Raw genomic sequence first — 19707 nt, forward strand, 5'->3', positions numbered from 1 at the left:
GCTTTTTTAAGGTTGTTTAAATTCATTTTTAACGTTAGTGTTCATTAATAATCAAATGCGTTCATTTTGCATGCATTGTTCTTCGATGATGTCGGAGATTTAACGCTTACGAGATAATAATGACGAATAATAATGAATTCGAGTGTACTCCGGTACGCCCCGAATGCCTCCAGCCGGCCCGCCATTTTGCGGCCAGTTACTCGGGCGAGCATGTGGCGGGAACCGAGTTTGTGATTGGCGCCCTATTCGTAGTTTGGGGTGTGGGCGTTCAGGACATATTGTGGGGGCTTTTGTGGGGTAACCTGCTGGCCGTTCTGAGTTGGGGGCTGATCTGTGCGCCCATTGCCGTCAGTACGCGCCTGACGTTGTATGCGTACCTTGAGCGAATCGGTGGCAAGGGCATTATCAATCTTTATAGTATCGTCAACGGCATCCTTTTCTGCGTGTTGGCGGGCACAATGATTACGGTGTCCGCTTCCGCCGCCCGAATCCTGTTTGATATTCCCCCTCAAGTCGATTGGTATCCCACCAGCCCCGGGTTTGTGGTCGTCGCTGTGCTGGTCGGCGTCCTGGTTACCTTTGTTGCTGCCAAGGGATTCCGTCGGGTGGCGATCTTTTCTCAAATCTGCGCACCCTGGATGATTCTGATGTTTCTGGTCGGAGCCTTGACCATGTTATCTATACTCGCAGCCCAGACGCCCGAGGTCCCCGGACAGGGTGTTGGGCAACGATTGCTGAGCATAGCCGACTCCCATATATGGCAAGGTGAAAAGGACAGTGAATTCAGTCTGTGGCACGTTGCCGCTTTCGCCTGGGTCGCCAACCTGGCGATGCACGGTGGGCTGTCTGATATGACCTTGTTGCGCTACGCGCGGCGCTCGTCCTATGGCTTTTTCTCTGTGTTGGGAATGTTCATCGGTCACTACGCGGCGTGGTTGTGCGCCGGTGTTATGGGGGCGGGCGCGGCCTTTTTACTTAAGACATCAATTCAGCAACTTGACGCGGGTGCCGTGGCCTATCAGGCTCTGGGGGCTACGGGCATTCTGGTGGTGATTATTGCTGGGTGGACCACTTCAAACCCCACCATATATCGCGCAGGACTCGCGTTTCAGTCCCTGCACCCGCGCTGGAACCGTTCAGTTGTAACAGTCGTCACCGGCGTGGTGACTACGGTGATTGCCTGTTTTCCGTTTGTATTTACCCAACTGATGGATTTTGTTGGTTTGATGGGATTAATTCTCGCACCGGTGGGGGCCGTGATTGTGACTGAGCACTGGCTGTTCCCTCGCATGGGGTTGACCCGTTATTGGAATCTCTACCGGGGTGGTTACCTGAACTGGCCCGCCTGTCTCGCATGGGGGTTATCACTGTTGGCCGCCTGGGGCTTTAACGCCCTGGGGCTACACCTGTTTTTCCTGTTACTGCCTACCTGGATTACGGCCACCCTGATCTATATCGCCCTGGCGACACTGAGCGGCGCGCGCGAGCTTTTTACTGAACAGGCCGCCAGGTACGAGCTAAATGAAGCCGATCGGCGTCAACGTGAACGTGAATACCTGATGCGCCAGCGAGGCAAGAAGTCGACTGCCGCTAGCGACCATCGCCCTGTTATACAGACGGTTGCGATCAGTGTCGCCGCGCTTTCTCTGGTGTGGTGTCTGGCTCTTGGAGTACAGGGGCTGCGCACCGGCAGTATCGAGTTGGTAAAAGACTGGCTGCTGATTCCTACGGTACTCTATATGGTTACAGCAACGCTCTGGTCGTTTTTGAAAGAGCAGCAGGGGCGTTCTTTTGGTAGTGATTAGAGAGTCGTGTTTGAATCGCAGATTCTGATCGTTGCCGTGAGACGATCAGGTCGTTAGATCCATGTTTGATAGTTGCCGTCGGCGTATCTGAGGTTAGTAAGCAGTATGAGTTGTGTTGTGGTACTGGATATTGGCAAAACCAATATCAAAGTGCATGTGCTGGATAAGCATATGGAAAGCGTCTTTGAGCAGGCAAAGCCAAATATAGTGATGGACGCCGATCCGTATCCGCACTTTGATGTGGATGCAATCTGGGATTGGTTTCTCTCGGTTTTGCAAGATGTGGCTGAGCAGTTCACGGTTCGTGCCATCAGTGTGACTACACATGGCGCGACGGCCGCCCTGATCGACCGATTGAGTGGTGGCAATGGTCTGGTGCTTCCCATACTGGATTACGAATTCACAGGTCCTGACAGTGTGAGTCATGATTACGCCGAGGTTCGCTCCCCGTTTGCTGAGACCAGCTCTCCCTCGCTGCCAGCCGGTATGAATCTGGGGCGCCAGCTTTATTGGCAGCAAAATCGCTTCCCGGATCAGTTCGGACAAGCGACGGATATTTTGCTTTACCCTCAGTATTGGGTTTGGCGTCTAACGGGCCGTTGTTGTTCGGAAGTAACGTCTCTGGGGTGTCACACCGACTTGTGGGCGCCAGCGAAAGGGGGCTACTCCCAGATGGTCGATCGCATGGGCTGGCGTTCGCTGTTTGCTGAGATCAAGCCTGCGGCCAGTATGGCGGGAGCGGTGTCGGCCGAGGTGAGTCAGAAAACCGGTTTGCCCGAGTCCTGCCTGGTGACGGTGGGTATTCACGATAGCAACGCCAGTTACCTGAGGTATGTCAAAGCGAGCAAGGGGGAACCTTTTTCGGTCATCTCTACCGGTACCTGGGCAATCACTATGACCAATGGTGGTAAGGATGTCGTTTTAGACGAATCCCGGGATATGTTGATGAACGTCGACTTTCAGCGCGCACCTGTGGCGTGTGCCCGGTTTATGGCCGGCCGGGAATACGAGACTATCTGCCATAAAATGGGGTCTTTCCCCAGTCAGCTCTTTAGTCTGCGTGAGATTGAGTTGATTCTAGAAACCGATTCCTACGCATTGCCGGCATTTTGCCAGGGATCGGGCCCGTTTTCCGGAAAAGTCGGTGCATTGCATGCGGACGCAAAGCTAATAAACGGGGCCGCTCTGGCGTCCTTATACTGCGCCCTTATGTTGGATTTTGAATTGGATCTGCTCAAGGCCGAGGGTGATGTTTTTCTTGAGGGTGCGTTTTTGAAAAACGCGCTGCTTTGCCAGTTGTTGGCCACTTTGCGTGGTGAGCAGCGACTATTTCTTTCCAGTGATTCCACGGGCACGGTCAGAGGTGCGGCCGCGTTGGCCGACCCTGAGGCGCCGCTCGCAGAGGACAGAGCAAGGTGTGAACCACTGTCGTTGCCCGGCCTCTTGTCTTATCGCGAGCGGTGGAGAGATCGCTGCCAGTCTTTGTAAACAATGAGGTATAAACATAATGAGAATCCGCGAACATCTGTCTTTGCAAACGGTGATAAAACGTAAAGGGGCGAGTGCTCTGCTCTGCGCTTTGTCACTGGCGATAGCCGCTTGCAGCTCGGAGCCCGAGCCGGCAGAAAACCAAAGTAATATAAAGAAGACTGACGCCGGCGCCCGTCAACTTGAACAACTGGATCGCGGGTTGATCGCCGTTCCGGCCGAAGAGGGCGTTTTGGTCTCCTGGCGAAAGCTACAACGTGATTCGGATCAGTTATCGCTTGTTTTGTACCGTAACGGTGAGCTCTTATCCAATCAGTTCGTTTCGCAAAGAACCAATTTTTTGGATCGACAGGGCGACACTGGCGCCGAGTATGAGCTGCGCTCGGGCGAGCGGGTGTTGGCCAGTGTAACTGCGTGGGACACTCCCTATCTCACTCTGCCCCTTGATCAGCCGCAGGGCGGAGTGACTCCCGACGGCGAGCGTTACTCCTATACCGCCAATGATGCGAGTGTCGGCGATTTGGACGGCGATGGGCGTTACGAGATTATTCTTAAGTGGGACCCCACCAATGCCAAAGACAACTCTCAGAGCGGTTACACCGGCAATGCTCTGATTGATGCATACACCCTTGAGGGGGAGAGACTATGGCGCATTGATATGGGGCGCAATATTCGCGCGGGCGCTCACTATACCCAGTTTATGGTGTACGACTTTGACGGCGACGGTCGCTCGGAAATCGCCATGAAAACCGCCGACGGCACAGTAGACGGCCAGGGCGGTATCATCGGCGATCCCGAGGCCAACTGGGTATCGGGTGAGAAAAAGCAGCAGGTTCGCGATCGCACAGGCTCAGAGGTGACTTCAGATGGACGCTACATTGGCAATCTTAAGGGGCGCATTCTGAATGGGCCTGAGTACTTCTCGGTATTTGAAGGCGCCACGGGCCGCGAGTTGGATACCGTTGCCTACATTCCCCAAAGAGCGCCCGGTAATGACAACCCCAGCCCCGAACAGATGAAAAAAATCTGGGGCGATGGCTATGCCAACCGCTCCGAGCGCTACCTGGCCGGCGTCGCTTATCTGGATGGCGAGCGTCCCAGTGCGGTGATGGCCCGAGGCTACTACGAACGCAGTGTGATCGCCGCCTACGACTTCAGTGATGGCGCCATTTCGCCCCGTTGGGTGTTTGACTCAGCGGTCGAAGGTGTACCGGAAAATTTCGGGGGCCAGGGTAACCATCAGTTGTCGGTCGCCGATGTTGATCGTGACGGTAAAGATGAAATTGTCTACGGCGCCATGACCCTCGATCATGACGGCTCGCCCAAGTGGACAGCGGCACTGGGGCACGGTGACGCCATGCATGTCTCCGATCTGGACCCAACGCGGCCCGGGCTGGAATTGTTCGGTGTGTACGAATCGGTTCGTCGTAATGGCGGTATTGGTTCTGCACTGATCGATGCGGAAGATGGTACTGTGCTGTGGAGCATGAGCGCCGAGAAAGACAATGGCAGGGGCCTGGCCGCCGACATTGACCCCCGGTATCCGGGGGCGGAAGTCTGGGCCTTAAACGCGCCGGAGTTGTTTAATATAAAAGGTGAAGCCGTCTCTGCCCAAAGGCCGCCTCAGGTTAACTTCGCCATTTGGTGGGACGGCGATTCACTGCGCGAACTGTTAGACGGTACCACTATTTACAAGTGGAATTGGAACACCGGCTCATCCGAACCTATTTTGCAGACCGAAGGCACCAAGTCCAACAATGGTACTAAGGCTAATCCCGCATTGGCCGCCGATATTTTGGGCGACTGGCGCGAAGAGGTCATCTTCCGCACCGAGGATAACCAGGCTCTACGCATCTACTCCACGCCCACTGCCAGCGATATCAGCCTGACAACGCTGATGCATAACGCTCAGTATCGTTTGTCGGTGGCCTGGCAGAATACTTCCTACAATCAGCCTCCGCATTTGGATTATGATGTTGGCGCGAAGGTGGATAGCCTAAAACATTAGTGTTTGCTACCGGTTCGATCAAAGAGCCTCCATTAAATAACCGGCTCCATTGGAGCCGGTTTTTGCATGTCTGGACAAGCTATGCATCAATTGCTTGAGAAGCTGGTATGGTGTTGATCAAGAGAAAAACCGGCCCTCGGAAATAGTGGCGTAAACTCAAGCATTAGAATCCAATTATGGGGCACGGGCTGCGCACCAGCTCGGCCTGTAGGGCTTCTAACAGCAAAACGTGCGTATAGCGATGCTATATCGCAGTCGCGGGCCGAGTAGCGATAGATGGGGGGTGATAGATGGGTGTTGATAGAAGCCGGGCGGGCAGTTGATCGATTGTTCAATTTTGGTATTACGCAACAGTGGAGGCTATATGCCGCGATTAAAAACTAAAGGCCCGGTGCGATGGGCGACGAGTTTTTCTGTAGGGTTGATGTGTTGTGCGAGTATGATTTCATACAGCTCTAATGATATCTCCTCTGAGAGTGACGATTGGAAGTCCCTGTTTAACGGCGAGGATCTTGATGGTTGGGTCGTAAAAATTCACCGTCACGAAGTTGGCGAAAATTATGCGAATACGTTTCGGGTTGTCGATGGTGTTATCCAGGTCAATTACGATGACTACGACGGATTCGGCGACCGTTTTGGTCACATTTTTTATCAACAGCCTTTTTCATCTTATCATCTGAAATTCGAGTATCGTTTTACCGAACAGTGGCTTGACGATGCACCGAGCTATGCTTATCGCAACAGTGGGGTTATGTTTCATTCACAGGGGCCCGATACAATTCTGAAAGAGCAAGACTGGCCAATCTCCATTGAATATCAAATGCTGGCAGAGAGGGGCGACGGAAAACCCCGGCCCACCGGGAATATGTGCTCCCCCGGCACTGATGTGTTTTATAAGGGCAGGCTTGATGAGCGCCACTGTATCAATTCGTCTTCTGCTACCTACCCGCCGGGCGAGTGGGTTATGGGTGAGCTTATTGTTTATGGCGACTCCCGGGTCGTACATAAAGTGAATGGAAAACAAGTCCTGGAATATACCAATCCCCAGATCGGTGGCGGCGTCGTGAGCGGGTTTGATCCAAAAGTTTGGGTTGAGGGACAGCCGTTAAAAGAAGGCTATATTGCGCTGCAGTCTGAGGGGCAGGGCGTTGAGTTCCGGGATATAAAAATTAAGCAGTTTGAATAAAACCTATTAGGTTTTTGCAGACGGCTAGTCTCCCTCTATGAAAAAGCCCCGGTATGAGTGCCGAGGCTTTTTCGGTAGTCAAAGGCACCTCGCGGCGCCTTTGTGAGGCTGCGATAATTACATTCTATAGGTGAAACCTAGCGAGAATGCACGGCCAGACCACTGCAGGTCATTGGTCCGTCCGGGGCCTGAGGTTTCCAGTTTAACTTCGCGGCCCAGGTTTCGGGCATCCACGTAGAATTTCAGATTTTCGTTTAATGTGTAGGCAATCTTACCGTCGATGTAACCGCTGGCATCAACAAAAACGGGTAGGCCATCAAATACTCGTGAATAGAATTCATCACGATAGTTATAGGCCAGTTTGATGCTCCAGGATTCATCCTCGTAGAAAGCTTCCAGGTTATAGGAGTTCTCTGACTGACCGCGTAGTGGCATTTGTTCGCCTGTCAGCGGGTTGAAGTCGTCAACGTTATCAGCCGTTATATAGGTGTAGTTTGCTTTTGCACCGGTGTTGCTGAGAAAGCCGGGCAAAAAGTCAAAGAAAGTAGAGGCCTGAATCTCAAAGCCTTTGGTCGTGATACCTTCTTTGTTCACTTGCTGCCGAACATCCCAAACAGTGCCATCGTTAAAGAAGTCAACATCTTGCTGCGTTTCCGCGCCAAAGATATAACTGGTGATATCTTTGACGAAGTAGGCGGCGGACAAAATTGACGCGTCATTCGGATACCAGGTCAGTGCGACTTCGCCCTGAGTGGCTCGGTAAGGGTCCAGATCCGGGTTGCCTGCGGTGCAGGTGTTGGGGGTCATCTGATCTACGGCGAGCGGATAGTCGCGCAAGGTACAATCGGCGTTGATGTTAAGGTCGTTAATATTTGGACGGGCCATTACCTTCGCCACACCTACGTATGCCTCAAGCCCTTCCATCATTTCCAGTGTCAGGTTCAGGCTGGGAAGAACGTCAACAAAGTCCTCTTCGACGGTTTGACGCCCCTCAAACGCGCGCGGATCATCGGGATCTTCAACCCCCGCTAGGTCTTCGCCGTTGGGTCCGTAGATGGGGTTGCCACTTTCGTCGGTCTGTTCCACCAGCACGCGGATGCGGGTGAAGCCTTCCGAAGCCGTCTCAGTGCGCGCTACGCGAACACCAAAATTACCGCGCAGAATCATGCTGCCGATGTCGGTTTCAAAATCTGCCTGAACGTAAGCGGACTGAGTCTGAACGTTGATATTGTAGCGGCTGTCAATGGGTTGCAAGTTGCCGCGTGCAGCCTCGGCGGAGCTGTAACCACTGCGCTCAAGCAGGGTGTTTAAATAGGGGTCAGTATCAATCGCCATATAGCTTTCGATAACGTCTACGTCCAGGTCGTAGTCGCGGAAAAACATATCGGTAGCGAAGCGGTTGTCGACTAATACGGCTTCATGATCGTCCTGGGTCCAGACTCTGGTTTCCCCATCGACTGTATATGGATTGCCAACGGTCTGCATGAGGTTGTAGCCCCAAGAATTGTTGGCAAAATCTTGGTCGGTGGCGATAAAACCGGTGCGGTATGCCTTAAAGAATGAGTCTTCGGGGCTGTAGATCAAATCAACCTGAGCAATGTTTTCGGAGGCCTCGTTCTGATATGGCGAGTACTTAAAGCGATCCAGAGAGGTGTACTGCGTACCATCGTTGTAATTGAAGGTGTCGAACGTGTCGTTTTCATCGTTTTGATTGATGATGTAAGCATCTGTGAAATCAATTTCCGGCAGTTCGCCGACTTGGGTGACCACAATACCGCCGACATTGTTCTGTGCCGATTGGGTGTCGCGAGAATCAATGTCCTCAAAGGTTGATGATCGCGCGATATAACCATCAATTTTCCAATTGTCATTGATGTAATCAAAGCCAGCGTGCATTACCTCACGTTCTTGGTCCCAATCAAAGTTCAACGTCCGATTTCTAATTGTGGCACCAATCGGTGTTCCCGCCGCGTTTACGCCATTGGTGACGAACTGCACAACGTTTTTGTCCCCATCGACCACGGCGCTGTCTAAATTGAATGCTGAGCCCACTTCAACTTGAAAATTGCGGTCGGTGGCAACCTTATGACGGCTACTGTCGGTGTAAGATACGTCGAAAGACCAGTGGTCGGTAAGTTGATATTGCAACTCAATGTTTGCGGATAAGCGATCCTCTTCGCGGCCCCAGATGCTGTAGCGAGGTGTGCTTGGGCTGTACTCGTACCACTGCTCCAGACACGCTGTTTCCCCCGCTGCATCGAGTCCGGCGTTCATACACTCTTGTTGGCTAGAGTAGTCTGCGTACAGTTGATCTATGGAGGTTTTATTGGGGTCCATGTCAACGTCGTGATACTTCTGCCAGTTGGTATTGCGCAGGCCGTTTAGCATGGTGTGTACTTCGGATCCGGTAATGTTGACTAATACGCCAAACTTATCGGTAACTTTATAGACGCCCGTCAAATTATACTTGGGCATTACCTCATCAATCATCGTGTTGTACTGGGCTTCCCCATTGATTGACAGAAAGTTTTCGTCGAATTCATTGGGCTTGCGAGTGTTAATTTGGATGGTACCACCCACGCCACCCTCGGTGAGGCGGGCCTCGGAACCTTTATAGACATCGATGGATTTGACCAGCTCTGAGGCCATATCCCGGAAATCGACGCTGCGGCTGCCGCCCATACCCATGGCGGTTACACCATTTAATTCAACGCGTACCAAACCAGATTCGACACCGCGAACGCTTACAGAGGTACCTTCACCCATGTCGCGTTCAAGTTGGATGCCCGATATCCGTTGCAGTGCTTCACCAATATTTTTATCGGGGAACTCACTAATATCTTCGGCAACGATGGAATCCATCATAGTGCCGGCTTCTCTTTTTCGATCCAGGGCGCTGGTATAACTATGGCGAATCCCGGTGATAATTACTTCTTCGAGTTGGAAGTTTTCACTCTCCTCTGCTTGAGGTTGGGCCTGATCTTCTTGCGCATATGCATGGGTGGCAGCAAGTGTGCCAATTGCGGCGCCCGCCAATATGGACGTTATACGTTTGGCCAACGAATTCTTTTTAAACAGAGAAAACTCTGAGTTGATGCAGTCAAGGTTATTAGACTGATTGTAATTATTCATTATGAAGTCCCGCCCTAATTGTTAGTAAGTGGAAATTTTATTGAATAGTGACTTTTCTAACAGAGGCCATGTTATAACCAAAAAATGTCAAATTCAATAAAATGCAGCCATAAATGAACGCGAAGCTTCAAGGGTAACGGTGCGCGATGATCGGTAACGATTGGTAACAGTTTTGTGGTCGTGGGGAAACAATGCACGCATTGTTCGTCGAAAAAGGTATGAGTGGTAATCATGGAGAACGATATTTTCAAAAGGTTGTATTGACCATAAGTGCGCGCGCTAGTGAATTCATGCCCTGTAGAGCCTTTGACCTGGTATTGCTGGTGTATTGAGGCTTAACGGAGGTCGAAGTTGGCGGGCACTTGGTCACATTGCGTTAGAGCTTGCAGTCGTGGGATATGCCCGGATATCGCTTTGCTTGTAGTGCTCCGCAATTGCCAGATGGTGCGGGTTAAAGAGAGCCTATAGATTGATTTTGCTGAAGAGTGTTGGAAACTACAGCCAAAAAACACTAGAATCGTGATCGAACCTGATGTAATGTGATTGTTGGTGGCTAATTCTTAGTGCGAAAATAATTATAAATGATTAAGATCGTTGCTATTTACCATTTATAAAAATAAATCGGATTCATCGCCACATGGTTTTCAGGCTTAGCTCTAACATCACTTTCTTAGAATCACTTTCGGAGACAGCATAATGAGAAAAGACGGAAGGTATTTCAAAGGCAAACGTTACACTTCGGCAGCACCGTTTGTGACACTGGCGTTCACCGCCGTGCTCGCCGGCTGCGGTAGTGACGATTACACACCCGCCGAGCCGTATCAGGCGCCTCCCGCGGAGGATGCCGAGCGCGATACCAGTGGCGGCTCTAACGTTCAGTATTTAGACCGGGGGCTGGTCGCTATGCCCGCCGAAGATGGAGGCAATGTTCTCAGCTGGCGCTGGTCGGGTCTCGATGAGCAACGAATTCGGTTTGAAGTTTATAAGAACGATGAGTTCTTCAGGACAGTTCGGCCCGGTGAGCCGACTTTCTTAGAAGATATTAACGGCGAGGCTGGAGACAGCTACCGTGTGGTCGCTCTGGTTGACGGCGAAGAGAAGGACTCTTCAGATATAGTTCAGGTCCAAGAAGGTCCTTATCTGGACATACCATTGAATAAGCCGGCAAACGGTTTTGTCGATGGCGTCGAGTACAGCTATATCGCCAATGACGCTTCTGCAGCTGACTTAAACGGTGATGGTCAGTACGAGCTCATTCTAAAGTGGGAGCCGGATAACGCTAAAGACAACTCTCAGGGCGGCAAGACCGGTGACGTGCTTATCGACGCGTATACCCTGGAAGGTGAACTTCTGTGGCGCATCAATCTAGGCCCCAATATTCGCGCGGGCGCTCACTACACTCAGTTTATCGCCTACGACTTTAACCAGGACGGCCAGGCGGAAGTTGCTATGAAAACGGCGGACGGCACCGTTGATGGTCGAGGTACCGTCATTGGTGATGCCGAGGCTGACTATCGCAATGATAGCGGGTACGTGCTGGACGGCCCCGAATTCCTAACCATATTTGAAGGTATTTCTGGTGAGGCGTTAAGCACTGTGGATTACAATCCACCGCGCGGCGACGACATTAATGCTATTTGGGGTGACGATTACGGCAACCGAGTCGATCGCTTTTTGGCGGGTGTTGCTTATTTAGACGGCAAAACACCAAGTCTGGTAATGTCGCGCGGCTACTACACGCGTTCGGTTGTGGCGACCTATAATTTTGACGGCAACAACCTTATCCAAAATTGGGTTTACGATTCTAATGAGGATGACTCAGCGGCCAGCTTGGCCGGTCAGGGAGCGCATAGCCTGAGTATTGCCGATGTTGACAGCGATGGTAAAGACGAAATTATCTTTGGTGCCGCCACGTTGGATAATGACGGTACGGCGCTTTATAGCACTGGGCTGGGTCACGGCGATGCGCTTCATGTGGCCGATATTATTCCGGGCAATGCAGGCCTGGAAATTTTTATGGTGCACGAAAGTTCTACGTCCTACATTACCGAAGAAGGTAATTTTGGTGTTGAAGTGCATGATGCCGCAACCGGTGAAATTCTGATCTCGCAGCCGAGTAACGGCGAAGGTGACGATGTCGGTCGTGGTGTTACCGGCGATATCGATCCAAACTATCCGGGTCTCGAAAGCTGGGGCTCGCGCGGTGGTTTGATGGCGGCCGACGGCTCGATCATTTCTGAAAACAAGCCCGCCATGAATTTTATGGTGTGGTGGGACGGTGATCTTAATCGGGAAATGTTGGACGGAACCGAAGTGACTAAGTGGAATTCGGAATCGCTTCTGGTTGAAAAAGACGCTTTGTTTAACGCCGGCACCTTCTCCAATGGTTTGGCTGTGTCTAATAATGGTACAAAGGCCACGCCTTCATTGTCTGCGGATATTCTTGGAGACTGGCGCGAGGAAATGGTGTTCGCCAATGAGGCCAGTACCCGCTTGATGGTCTACTCAAGTAACATTCCTACCGACGTTAGGTTGCCGACACTGATGCACGATCGGCAGTATCGTACGGCTATCGCCTGGCAGAATGTTGGCTACAACCAGCCGCCGCACCCAAGCTTTTATATGGGTTCGGACATGGAGTTGTATGATCATGTCATCAAAGAGTTGCCTCAATTTAAAACACAGGCCGTTAACGGTCAGATGGCAACCGGAGTTACCGCACAAGGTAATAACGACAATATTCTGGTCAAAGTTTTCCCTGGTAGCGCCGAACTTGGCTCGGCTACTATTTTCCGGGCTGAAGTCAATGATCGCGACGCCGCGGCACAAGTGGGCATGCTCGAAGGTGGTCAGACGTCTTTTGTCGACGAGTCTGCCGTTCCGGATGTGACCTATTACTATTGGGTTGAGGCCGACGTTGCCGGGTTGGATGGTGCCTATGCCGCCCGAATGACCTCCACGCTTATTCCACGGGTTGCCGTAGCGAGTCTGGATAACTATGTGGATCTGACCTGGGTCACAAGTCTCAATCTGAGTGATGTCTATATTTATCGAGCTCAGACCGAAGAGTTCGGCATGGTGCCCAATAAGCCTGCGTCTTCTTATGCGCGAGTGAATGGCAAAGCCAGAACTTGGAGTGATGCCGGTACCGAGGAGGGGCATAAGTACTATTACTGGGTTGAACTGGTTACGGCTGCGGGGGACTCCATTGTGGCCGATCCGGTGTTTGGCGAGAATTTGATTGTTGCCAAGACAAATCTTGATGCCACCTATCAAAACGGCATTCTTACCGTTTGCTGGAATCTCGAAAACGTCGAGCCGGGCGCTACCTATAACGAACTCTACCGCAATGACCGAAATCAGGCCGGTGGCCGCTCTCGGATCTTTCCCAACAGTGATCCGGCAACCATCTATAATGGCTGTTTTGACGATGTCGGGCCCGAGGGTGGTTTCGCAGAGGGGCAAGGCTACTGGTATATGTTCAAGCAGGTCGCTAGCAATGAGATCGTAGGGCCATTCGGTAACGGGCTCGAGAGCAACTTGACCAACCTTTCTGCCGGGCTAGATACTGAACTGGGTACAATTAATCTGACATGGGAGCTTTGGAATTTTGGACAGAGTATTGTCAGCGTTGACCTGTACCGTAACACCAGTGACTCGTTAAGCGGCAGAACTCTGGTGAGCGCGGACGTGCGCAGCAGCGATGGTCGTCTGCGTGACACGGGCGGCGACAACGGTTTCATCGAGGGCGAAACTTACTGGTATTCGTTTGAGGTGACGCTAGCTGATAGCACTGTGATCAATACCGATCCAGAGGGTGAAGTGTTGTTTGAGTTACCTGAGCCGGAAACCAATCTGATTACCCGTCTGGAAGATGGTGGGATTCGCATCGACTGGAATCTGGAAAATTTCCAGGGTGAGCTTAGCCAAATCGAGCTTCTTCGTAACACTGAAGCCTCGGATATGGGCGCTATCGTGGTTGCTTCTGAAGGGCTCGAGCCTCGCGGTGTGTTCGGCGAGTACGACGGCCTTGTAGAAGGGCAAACCTACTGGTACATGATGCGCGTTACTATGGCGGATGGCGAGGTTATAACCGGCCAGCCTCTGGGTGAGATCGTGTATGAAGCGAACCCAACCTCGACCAGTTTGACCATTAACGAAAACGAGGATGGCTATTGCGAGATATCGAACGGTGCCATTGAAAGCAACTGGGCAGGCTATGAGGGCGATGGTTTCTCTAACACGGATAATGCCGAAGGTGAGTTTGTTTCCTACAAGGTAAATATTCAGGAAGCCGGTACTTATCGCTTACTGCTGCGCTACGCCAATGGCGCTGGTGACAACCGCTTCGCTCTTGTCGATATCAACAGTCAGATAGGGGCTGCGACAATCGATATGGAAAGCACCAGTGGTTGGGATGTTTGGATGGAAACGCACGTTGATGTTGAGCTTGAATCGGGCGAAACGGACATCAAACTGCGTGCCGGTTCTGGCGGTGGTTTGGGTAACGTCGACTACCTGTTTATCGATGCCTTGACAACAGACGGTGCTCCGCAGGGGATTGCTTGCACACCGTAAGCATTGGGTTGCGGGGTGAATGAACCCCAACCTGTTAGACAAAAAAGCCAGGCTTACGCCTGGCTTTTTTGTCTGTACGATAATATTCAATTGCGTAGAGGGGCAGCGCAAAAGGCTTGCGAGACAGACCGCCGGTAATTTTCTATAGGCTTTTAAAATACGATTTCATCTTTTATAAGTCCGGAAAAACCCTTTGCGCCTAGTGCAGTATTTTCTTTGCTTCCGGTCACTAAGCAAGTGTCGTTTTGCCTTTACGTTATTTGATGCTTAATTTAAATAAGCTCCCATCCTTTTGTATTTCATTTGATTATTCCGTGGGTTATACTTGGCTGAAAATGATCGTACATGACGTAACATGATAAAAATGTTCCCGTTCACTTAAGTGGGTTCGCCGGCTTGCAATGGTAGGAGAATAATAATGAGGGCTTTTCCGAAGTGGCCCCATGCACTGAAAGTGCTGAGCGCAGGCGCTGTCATTGCAGTGACGGTCGCATACATTGTTTACACTGCGGTGGTTTCGAGTACCAATCGGGGAACGACTCTTTTTGTCGCCTACGCGCAAAACAGTCAGCCCGTCATCGATGCGTTGCAATTACTTGGTGAGAGAATAGAAAAGAAAACTGACGGGGCGGTGACTGTCCGTTTTTTTCCAGACAGCCAGCTCGGCGGTGAGCGCGAACTGGTAGAGCTGTTGCAAGTTGGCGCCATCGACATTACCAAAGTGTCAGCCGGCTTAATGGAAAGTTTTTCGCCTATATACGGTGTCTTCTCGATGCCGTTTCTTTTTGACGATACCGAGCACTTCTACCGTGTCATGGACAGCCCCAAAATCATGGCGCCGATCTATGAGTCTACTCAGCAAAACGGATTTGTGGGCATGGGCTATTACGACTCAGGTTCACGCAGTGTTTATGTCAAGGATCGTCCTGTTCGTTCGGTGGAGGATTTGGCCGGGCGGAAGCTCAGGGTCATGCAAAGTGAGGCGGCAATCGAAATGATGCGTCTTCTCGGTGCTACGCCGGTGGCCATGGGCCAGGCGGAGGTGTACACCGCTATGCAGCAGGGTATTTTGGACGGGGCCGAGAATAACGAATTCGCTTTGACCATCGCCCGCCACGCTGAAATTGCTAAACACTATACTTATACCATGCACACTCGTATCCCGGACGTGGTTTTGATCAGCAATAAAACGCTGGAAAAACTGACCGATGATCAGGTGGCCGCGGTTTATGAGGCCATGGAGGAGTCTATTGAATTTCAAAAGCGGGCCTGGGGCGAGTCAATCGAAGCGACTCGCAAAATGGCTGTGGATGAATTCGGGGTGACTTTCTATAAGGTTGATCGCAAGCCTTTTGTCGAGGCGGTTCAGCCCATCTATGAAGGCTTAAAGCCCTATCCCAAACAACATCAACTCTACCTTGACGTACGGGCGATGGGCGACTGAGCTCTGGCTCAGTCTGTGGCATAGCTTGGTAGTAGATCGGAGTAACCTATGATTAATCTGGTTCGAAAAATGCTCGACCGAACAATCGTGGCGGTGTGTAGTGCTTGGTTATTGGCCATGGTCGCCATGACGTGCTGGCAGATTGTCAGTCGGTATTTGCTGGACGTTCCGAGTACCTACTCGGAAGAGTTTCTCCGTTTTTCCTTGGTCTGGGTATCTATGCTCACCATGGCCTATGTTGTGGGCCTGCGCAAGCACGTTAGATTTACATTGTTTTCGGATAAAGCCTCCGAGCAAATGCAACGTTATTGGCAAATTTTAATCGAGCTGGCATTTTTGGCGTTCGCAGTTTTTGTGTTGGTCCAGGGCGGCTATCACGCGAGCAGTATTACCATGAATCAAATTTCTCCATCGCTCGGCCTGGCAATGGGCTATGTCTATTTAGCGCTGCCGATCGCAGGTGGATTTTTAGCGATGTACAGCCTGTTGAATTGCATACAATTGTTTACGGGTGAAATTGAGCCGTCTGAGGAGGGAGCCCAAGATGCTTGATGCAGCTTTTGTGTTAATGGCTTCTTTCGCGCTGTTGCTGGTGCTGGGCATTCCTATCGGTATTTGTATTGCAGTGTCATCGGTGATTACCATTGCTTTAGTGTTGCCGATGGATGTTGCACTGTTTACGACGTCGCAAAAGATATTTTCCAGCCTGGATAGTTTTTCTCTGTTAGCGGTTCCTTTTTTTATTCTGTCTGGCGTGATTATGAATTCCGGCGGCATTGCCATGCGCTTGGTCAATTTTGCCAAGTTGTTTAGTGGGCAGATCCCCGGTTCCTTGTCTCATACCAATATTGCCGGGAACATGATGTTCGGTGCCATATCAGGTTCCGCTATTGCTGCCTCTACCTCCATTGGTGGTGTTATGGTGCCCATGAGTAAAAAAGAAGGGTACAAAAATTCCTTCGCCGCGGCTGTTAATATTGCCTCGGCTCCTACCGGTATGCTGATTCCTCCCACAACGGCGTTTATTTTATATGCGTTGGCCAGTGGCGGCACTTCGATTGCGGCGCTGTTTGCCGGCGGCTTGATCGCCGGTTTGCTTTGGGGCGGCGGTTGCATGGTTGTGACTTATTTTATTGCCCGCCGCCGCGGGTACCGTTCGGAACGATTGGTGGAAAAAGGAACCGCTTTGCGAGTCACGTTAGAAGCGCTTCCCAGCTTGCTACTGATTATTGTGGTTGTGGTGGGCATCATAGGGGGCGTGTTTACCGCGATTGAGGCCTCAGCCGTTGCCGTCGTCTACACGGCTTTTCTTACCATGGTTGTGTATCGCTCGGTGTCGTTGAATGACCTGCGGGATATTCTTATTCAATCTCTGGTGATGAGCGGCATCATCATGTTTTTGTTGGGAACCTCTTCAGTCATGTCCTTCGCTATGGCCATTACAGGTCTGCCCGATTTGATCAGCAGCATTATTCTCGGCCTGTCCGATAATCCCGTTACCGTGCTGCTGGTTATAACCGTCTTCTTATTGCTGATTGGCACCTTTATGGATATTGGTCCGGCGATTTTGATTTTTACGCCGATTCTTTTACCCATTGCCTTAAAGATTGGTGTAGACCCGGTGCACTTTGGCATCTTGATGGTTTACAACTTGTGTATTGGCACTATCACACCGCCTGTAGGCAGTGGGTTATACGTTGGGGCCAGCGTGGCCAATGAGAAAGTCGAGAAAATTCTTCCCTCTCTTTTGCCGTTCTATGGGGTCATTGTTTTGGCTTTGATTCTAATTGCTCTGTTTCCACAGATTACCCTGTTTTTACCAAGGTTGTTGGATTTGTAGCTGCGCTTAATTGAACCGGCAAGCACATTTCCACAAGACCTTGCTAAGACAATGACCACCAGTGAGAGAACAATAAAATGCAGATATCGAGACGAAACGCCATGAAGCTGATGGCTTCCGCGACGGGCTTGGCGGCAACAGGATCCTCTTACATTTACGCCAGCGGCACTCAAACTCAGGGCGGCGGTTCTGTTGCGCCGCCATATCAAATGCGCAAGTTAGTACACGGCGTCTGCTACTACCCGGAGCTGTGGCCGGCGGAAGATGTGGACCGCGACATTGTGGAAATGAAAAAGCTGGGTATTAACCTGATTCGCATTGGTGAGTTCGCCTGGTCGAGCATGGAGCCGGAAGAGGGCAAAATATCCACCCGATTTTTTCGCGAGGTGATGGACAAATATCACGAGGCTGGAATCTCCGTGGTCTTTTGTACCCCCACTCCAACGCCGCCGGTTTGGCTGACTCATGGTCACCCGGAGCGCCTGTTTGTAAATTCTGACGGTGAACGGCTTATTCACGGAGCCCGGCAACACGTCAGCTACGAGCATCCGGTCGTGCGCGAGGCCTGTTTTCGTATTATCGATGCCATTGCCCGCGACCTCGGTGATCATCCCGCACTGATCGGTTGGCAAATTGACAACGAATTAAAGTGCCACGTGGCTGAAGATTTTAGTCCGGCGGCCGTTGCCTCCTGGCATCGCTGGCTAAAGGATCGCTTCGGTACCATTGATCGGCTGAACAAAGAGTGGGGCACCCACATATGGAGCACCTACTATCAATCCTTTGAGCAGGTTCCCGCACCGTTCAAAACCCCGTTTTTACACAATGCCTCGCTGAGCACAGCCTATCGAATGTTTAACCGCGAGCGCATTGCAGAGTTTTCGGATCAGCAGTGTGCGATTATCAGAAAGTACTCTGAGCACCCGATTACTCACAATACCAACCCGATGTTTTCGGTTAACCACGAACGTCTGTTCGAGAATTTGGATTTCGCTTCTTACGACGCTTACCCATCGAGCGAACAGTGGGATGCGCTGGTGTTTCGCAGTGATATGTATCGTGCGGCGAAGCCTGGACGTCCCTACTGGCTAATGGAAACCAGTGTGGCTCACAACGGTTGGTTGGGAAATCATAGCCCCATGCACCCGGAAGGTTTTCTCGCGGCCGAGGCGACTTTGGTGTACGCCATGGGGGGCGAGGGCTTTTGCTACTGGTTATGGCGCCAGCAACGCACCGGAGCCGAAATTAGTCACAGTGCCGTGCTCAGCAGTTGGTATAAGCCGTCGATTGGCTACTCTCAGGTTCAGAAAGTAGAACAGATGCGCCAGAAGCTGGAACCCCTGTTATTGCAAAGTAAGCCCTGGGTGCCAGAAATTGCGGTGACCTGGTCTGACCACGCCCGCGCCATGATTGAAACCGAGCCCATGGATCGGGACGAAGAATTCCCCGATAAGTATCAGGGCGTTGTGCAGCTGTGGCACAAAAAGATTTTTGAGTTGGGCTACCACCGCGAGGTTCGGTTTGAAGGCGCCGCCCTGGACGGTTTGAAATTTCTGGTTACCCCGGCCATGCCTTATGTGAGTGAAGAATTTTTGCAGCGGGTTATTGAGTTTGTAAAAGCAGGTGGCGTATGGCTGGTGGGGCCGGGTACGGGCATCCGTGGGCGCGAGCACACGGTGCCGACTACCTCGGGCCTGGGAATGGTCGATGATGTGGCCGGTGTCACCACCGAATATGTCTTCCCCCTGACCAATACCGGCATTCAGGGTAAAGCGAATGGTCAGGTGCTTGATTTCACCGGCTGGTGTGCAGCGGTTAAGCCAAATCATACGGACACTCGGGTGCTCGGAACCCTGCAAACCGAACTGGCTCCGGGCACCGCATTCCTGACCGAAAGAAAACTGGGCAAAGGCAAGGTGGTTCTGTTGTCCGCGCACCCGACCGGAGACGCCGGCGAGAAACTTCTCAACCAGCTCATCACCGGCTATGCCCAGGAGCTTGGGCTGACCGAGCCCTTCAACGTAAGCCCCGGGACCGTGGTCTCCCCCCGGGTGGATCATCAGGGAAATCCGTTGTGGGTGGCGGTCAATATGGATGGCGAGGGCGGTCGACTGGGTGTTCCCGATGGCGCGCAAGATGCCACTACAGGGGCGCGCTTACGGGGCTCGCGCATTGACGTGCCGGCCTATGGCTGGAGGGCTGTTGTAAAGCCGCAATAAAGGTCAA

Annotated in this window: 10 protein-coding genes; 9 read left to right on the forward strand and 1 reads right to left on the reverse strand. The window is 51.7% G+C overall.

Annotated features, from left to right (window positions below; genetic code table 11):
• Positions 1-119: 119 nt before the first annotated feature.
• The 4 genes from QWI17_RS12530 (at position 120) to QWI17_RS12545 (ending at position 6487) form a co-directional block, all read left to right on the forward strand.
• Positions 120-1805 carry a purine-cytosine permease family protein gene (locus tag QWI17_RS12530; RefSeq protein WP_302722852.1) on the forward strand — a complete coding sequence of 562 codons (1686 nt, stop codon included), beginning with the start codon at positions 120-122 and terminating at the stop codon, positions 1803-1805.
• Between the two features lie 105 nt (positions 1806-1910).
• Positions 1911-3293 carry an FGGY-family carbohydrate kinase gene (locus QWI17_RS12535; RefSeq protein ID WP_302722853.1) on the forward strand — a complete coding sequence of 461 codons (1383 nt, stop codon included), beginning with the start codon at positions 1911-1913 and terminating at the stop codon, positions 3291-3293.
• A gap of 19 nt (positions 3294-3312) precedes the next feature.
• Positions 3313-5301: a rhamnogalacturonan lyase gene (locus QWI17_RS12540; protein ID WP_302722854.1), complete on the forward strand. Its 1989-nt coding sequence runs from the start codon at positions 3313-3315 to the stop codon at positions 5299-5301.
• A gap of 364 nt (positions 5302-5665) precedes the next feature.
• Complete coding sequence (locus tag QWI17_RS12545; protein WP_302722855.1) at positions 5666-6487, forward strand: 3-keto-disaccharide hydrolase; 822 nt, start codon at positions 5666-5668, stop codon at positions 6485-6487.
• A 117-nt stretch (positions 6488-6604) separates the two neighbouring features.
• Here the strand turns inward: QWI17_RS12545 and QWI17_RS12550 are convergent, their stop codons facing one another.
• Positions 6605-9619, reverse strand: coding sequence for a TonB-dependent receptor (locus QWI17_RS12550; RefSeq protein ID WP_302722856.1), 3015 nt, complete (start codon positions 9617-9619; stop codon positions 6605-6607).
• A 696-nt stretch (positions 9620-10315) separates the two neighbouring features.
• Here QWI17_RS12550 and QWI17_RS12555 point away from each other — a divergent pair.
• The 5 genes from QWI17_RS12555 to QWI17_RS12575 all read left to right on the forward strand — a co-directional run bounded on the left by QWI17_RS12555 (position 10316) and on the right by QWI17_RS12575 (position 19700).
• Entirely contained in the window at positions 10316-14197 is a 3882-nt protein-coding gene (locus QWI17_RS12555) for a rhamnogalacturonan lyase family protein (protein ID WP_302722857.1), read from the forward strand.
• A gap of 418 nt (positions 14198-14615) precedes the next feature.
• A complete protein-coding gene (locus QWI17_RS12560) occupies positions 14616-15641 on the forward strand; it encodes a TRAP transporter substrate-binding protein (RefSeq protein WP_302722858.1) in 1026 nt (341 codons plus the stop codon).
• 48 nt (positions 15642-15689) lie between these two features.
• Complete coding sequence (locus QWI17_RS12565) at positions 15690-16193, forward strand: TRAP transporter small permease (RefSeq protein ID WP_302722859.1); 504 nt, start codon at positions 15690-15692, stop codon at positions 16191-16193.
• Positions 16186-17481: a TRAP transporter large permease gene (locus tag QWI17_RS12570; RefSeq protein WP_302722860.1), complete on the forward strand. Its 1296-nt coding sequence runs from the start codon at positions 16186-16188 to the stop codon at positions 17479-17481. Before QWI17_RS12565 ends, QWI17_RS12570 begins: the two co-directional genes overlap by 8 nt.
• A gap of 101 nt (positions 17482-17582) precedes the next feature.
• Positions 17583-19700 (forward strand): beta-galactosidase, encoded by a 2118-nt coding sequence (locus QWI17_RS12575; RefSeq protein ID WP_302722861.1) that lies wholly within the window; start codon positions 17583-17585, stop codon positions 19698-19700.
• Positions 19701-19707 lie beyond the last annotated feature (7 nt).

It is taken from the genome of Gilvimarinus gilvus (genome assembly GCF_030518155.1).
In the GTDB taxonomy this organism is placed as follows: Bacteria; Pseudomonadota; Gammaproteobacteria; order Pseudomonadales; family Cellvibrionaceae; genus Gilvimarinus; species Gilvimarinus gilvus.